Origin of the sequence: Acidiplasma cupricumulans, from assembly GCF_001402935.1 — an archaeon.
GTDB lineage: Archaea > Thermoplasmatota > Thermoplasmata > Thermoplasmatales > Thermoplasmataceae > Acidiplasma > Acidiplasma aeolicum.
Map to the genome: position 1 here is coordinate 1 of NZ_LKBH01000089.1, position 3,891 is coordinate 3,891.

The window sequence follows — 3,891 nt, forward strand, 5'->3', positions numbered from 1 at the left end:
ATAAAAATTCCGTTATTTAATATATTAATTTATATTACAAGGCAAAGATTCTTTGATAATTCTAAATTATACAGGGATAACAAAATAAAGAAAAACGATGTTATACCTTCTAAAACATCATTATACAGCAGTGTAAGCCCAGGGATAATATATTGCCAAAACAGACACTTCAATGGCTAATAAAAACATTTAGAACTATATAGTTCTCATATTTTAAGGCATTAAAGGAATACTATAAAAATCCAGATAAGTTTTTAGGAAAACCAAATATTCCACATTATAAGGATAAAACGGGGAGTTTTTCTTAATCTTTACAAATCAGCAGTGCCATATGAGAGATAATATTCTTACATTTCCTAAAATAATAAATTTATCAGTAAAAACAAGATTGGATGACGATGTTAAATTAAGTGAGGTAAGGATAATACCTCTTGGTAATGGTTATAATATAGAAATTGTTTATAAAAAGAATATAACAGAGCCGTTGAATAGAAAAAACAATGTTATAGGCATTGATATAGGAGTTGACAATACCGTAGCCATATCAAACAACGTTGGGGAAAAACCCAATAGTTGTTAAGGGCGGTCCTGTCAAATCTATTAATCAATTCTATAATAAGCAATTATCCAAATTAAAATCTGTTAATGATATATTAGATAAAAACAATAAAAAATATCCAAGATATACCAGAATGATGAAACTAATAACAGACAGGAGAAATAGAAAAACAAATGATTTATTCTATAAACTATCAAAAGGAATTATTAATTATTCCTTATTAAATAATATTGATACAATAGTTATAGGACATAATGAACTATGGAAGCAGAGTATTAACATAGGTAAGAAGAATAACCAGAACTTTGTTCAAATACCTTTTAATAAACTAATAAAATTAATTAAATACAAGGGAGAGGAATATGGAATAAAGATAATTTTACAGGAAGAATCATAAACTTCTAAATGTTCTTTCCTTGACAATGAGGAAATATGCAAACATGATAAATATCTTGGTAAAAGGATATTTAGAGGTCTATTTAGGACTGCAAAGGGCATTTTAATAAATGCAGACATTAATGGCTCTTACAATATTATAAAAAAAGCATTCCCAAATGCATTTGCAGATGGGATGGTGGGGGTAATGGTTAATCCTGAAAGTTTAAGCATCTTTTAATTATTAGAGATGACAACTTTCAAAGATGGATGTTAATACTGTTAACAGAAATCTTAACCTAATCAATTATAAGGATAATGAAAGGCCATGAGATATATTACAATAGGCATTCAGTAGAGAAGGAGGGCAGCTTTTGATACAGATTCATTATCCATTCAGGAATTAGGGATTACTACCCCGTATATGATAAAAATATTGAATTTAAAATGATAGAGTCTGTACGGAACCATAAGTATGTTCTAATGAATGCTATATATGATTCTTCTGATATACATGATTATATTTTTAAGAATACACATTCTGTGCCTGTTATAGATACCAATAAAAGAATGGGAATTATTGAAAATAAATTAACATATAACAGGAACCTGGAATAGAATTAGGAAAAAGGAATCATCATGGTATAAGTTGAGATGTTATATATAAAGGATATTTTCTGTATTAAAGGAAATATTTGGAATGAAATATATCTGGTATGTGGGAAACAGAAATTATGATGTGTCCATGGTGAAATAATAGTTACATATACCTGCATAGTAGTCGCAAATAAAAATTACAGGAATCTCTGGTAGTAAAATTATATATATCGTGAGTTAACGTATGCTTGGATACTCTTTTTTATTTATAATGAACATTCCATTATAACAAATAATTTCCACAAAAAAATATTTTAAAAAAGAGCAAATAAATGTCTCTACAATTTAAGAATTCTTAATCGCAAATTTAATCTTTTTTATTTAGTATTTTAATAAATTTTTCATCTATATTAATAAGTTTTAATTTTTCCCCATTTTGATTCACCCATCCCCGTATTTCTGAACCTGTTGCATGCAGAACATTATCCTTATATACTTCATATGTTATTTCTATAGTTTTTTCGTTTATTTTAGATATATATGGCCTTATTTCAAAATCATCATCATATTTTAAAGGCTTGATGAATTTAGCACTTACATTCAATATAGGAAGGATAATGTTTTCTGTTTCCATTAACTTCTTTAATGGTATTCCCAAATATTTAAATAGCTCATGTCCAGCTGCGTCAAACCATCTAAAATAATTAGGATAAAAAACAATTTGTGCTGGGTCTGTTTCACCCCATTCAAGATGCTTTTTTATTATTAACATAGTATAGCTCACCAATTTCCAGTATTAATATTTTTCCTTTTTATTCTAACTAACCAACTATTATGGTATTTTTAAATTAATCACAATATAATTATATTTTAGAATTGAGATTAGAAATCCTGGTTACCTCTTTATCAATTAGTTTTAATTCCATGGAGAAGTTCATCTAGGAACAGCCACCTTATTTTAACCGCATTTCTAACCACCTCAAGGCATTTTTCCTGAAGCTCCCTTTCATGAGTATATTCTGCAAGTGCTGTTATTCCTCTATTTCCATGCTCTTGATCAGCCAAGTAATGTTCTTCAAAGAACTCTATTTCTGAAGAACCTTTTTTATAACCATAATAATTATATAATGAAGGCAATATTCTGCCCATAATGCCAACCTCCATGGATTCATTTCCTACTACTGAAGCTGCTACATACTCTTGCCATGTTCTTCCAAGTGCTATATGCCAATGAAAACTTATCATTGCAAGACAGCCGGCAGTTGGCTCAATATTATTAATTTTATCCTCGCTGATACCGCATGCTCTTGCAAATTTTTTTTGCATTTCAATGTGAGGAGTTGAAGTCCTTCCACCTTCAGATACCAAACCATGCTCCTCTGCCATATTCTCTAAAAAGAAATTCTGAACGTCCTGCTCTTTGGCTTTGGCCACCACTATGCCCCATAGATTTACAACCTGCGAACTCCAGAGACTATGCTGTAGCACATATTGAGCCATATCCTGCTTAGATAGCTTTCCCTGGCTCCAGAGATCAAATATTGGGTGTTTCTTTATATGTAAGCTTTCCCTCAATTTTATAAGCTCATTCTTAAATTCTTCAGCATTCCATTCTGACGACATATGTGATCAAAATATTTAATAACTGGTGGTTTATTAGTTTTTGCTTTTTAAAAATTTTGTTTTCCCTTGTTAGTATTTCATATATTATACATTATAAACTTATACATTTTCATTTTAGTGCTATTTTAAATTTATATAACGTTGCAACTGTAATTACATATTCACAAAATTATAACAAATTAATAATGTATTCCTACTACATGAAAAGATATAAACTTAATGATTTTTTTCTATGAATTAGTCTTTTCAATTTTTACACCTTCTTTAAGAATTATCAATTGCTGTCATTATAATCTTTTTATTACGTTATTATTCTAATATTCTTAAAATTAATTCTTATAATTTAAATATAATCAATTCTTATTATATACAGCCAATCCTGCCATGACCATTAAATCATTAATACCTCTCTGAAATAAAGAGATTATTCAGTAAGGTAATAAGGGCCGTAATGCTTGAATATATATAATTTAGTAGATAATGCCAAAAATCTATTTTTACAATGAATTTAACAAATTAAATGAGGTTTATAAATTAGAATAAAAATTAGAATAAAAATTATGTATCGTATTCTTTAATGATAATAATTTTATGGGAATATTTTTAGAAATATTAAATTTAATTCTTTATGCATTTTTCTGATACCTTCTTAAATAATATTCTTTTTCATTATCATGGCTTAATTCTTATTTTATATTCCTTTATTATATTTTTGCCTAAGATATAATATCGATATA

Annotated in this window: 6 protein-coding genes; 4 read left to right on the plus strand and 2 right to left on the minus strand. The window is 27.9% G+C overall.

Annotated features, from left to right (window positions below; genetic code table 11):
• The 4 genes from AOG55_RS09625 to AOG55_RS09725 all read left to right on the plus strand — a co-directional run.
• Positions 1-180 (plus strand): hypothetical protein (locus AOG55_RS09625; RefSeq protein WP_236688956.1); only part of this gene is annotated, 180 nt, incomplete at its 5' end.
• Between the two features lie 151 nt (positions 181-331).
• Entirely contained in the window at positions 332-580 is a 249-nt protein-coding gene (locus AOG55_RS09545; RefSeq protein WP_048101194.1) for a hypothetical protein, read from the plus strand.
• Positions 581-695: 115 nt separating this feature from the next.
• On the plus strand, positions 696-956 hold the full coding sequence (locus AOG55_RS09550; protein ID WP_169749803.1) for an IS200/IS605 family accessory protein TnpB-related protein: 261 nt from the start codon (positions 696-698) through the stop codon (positions 954-956).
• A gap of 461 nt (positions 957-1,417) precedes the next feature.
• Positions 1,418-1,552 carry a hypothetical protein gene (locus AOG55_RS09725; RefSeq protein ID WP_269082528.1) on the plus strand — a complete coding sequence of 45 codons (135 nt, stop codon included), beginning with the start codon at positions 1,418-1,420 and terminating at the stop codon, positions 1,550-1,552.
• A gap of 346 nt (positions 1,553-1,898) precedes the next feature.
• Here AOG55_RS09725 and AOG55_RS02870 read toward each other — a convergent pair whose 3' ends face one another.
• On the minus strand, positions 1,899-2,303 hold the full coding sequence (locus AOG55_RS02870) for an acyl-CoA thioesterase (protein ID WP_048101193.1): 405 nt from the start codon (positions 2,301-2,303) through the stop codon (positions 1,899-1,901).
• Between the two features lie 134 nt (positions 2,304-2,437).
• Positions 2,438-3,154, minus strand: coding sequence for a TenA family transcriptional regulator (locus AOG55_RS02875; protein ID WP_048101192.1), 717 nt, complete (start codon positions 3,152-3,154; stop codon positions 2,438-2,440).
• Positions 3,155-3,891: the final 737 nt, after the last annotated feature.

Bases quoted from the DNA above. Each gene is read 5' to 3' on its own strand.
- AOG55_RS09545 (WP_048101194.1), top strand. From the start codon at position 332: ATGAGAGATAATATTCTTACATTTCCTAAAATAATAAATTTATCAGTA.
- AOG55_RS09550 (WP_169749803.1), top strand. From the start codon at position 696: ATGAAACTAATAACAGACAGGAGAAATAGAAAAACAAATGATTTATTC.
- AOG55_RS09725 (WP_269082528.1), top strand. From the start codon at position 1,418: ATGAATGCTATATATGATTCTTCTGATATACATGATTATATTTTTAAG.
- AOG55_RS02870 (WP_048101193.1), bottom strand. From the start codon at position 2,303: ATGTTAATAATAAAAAAGCATCTTGAATGGGGTGAAACAGACCCAGCA.
- AOG55_RS02875 (WP_048101192.1), bottom strand. From the start codon at position 3,154: ATGTCGTCAGAATGGAATGCTGAAGAATTTAAGAATGAGCTTATAAAA.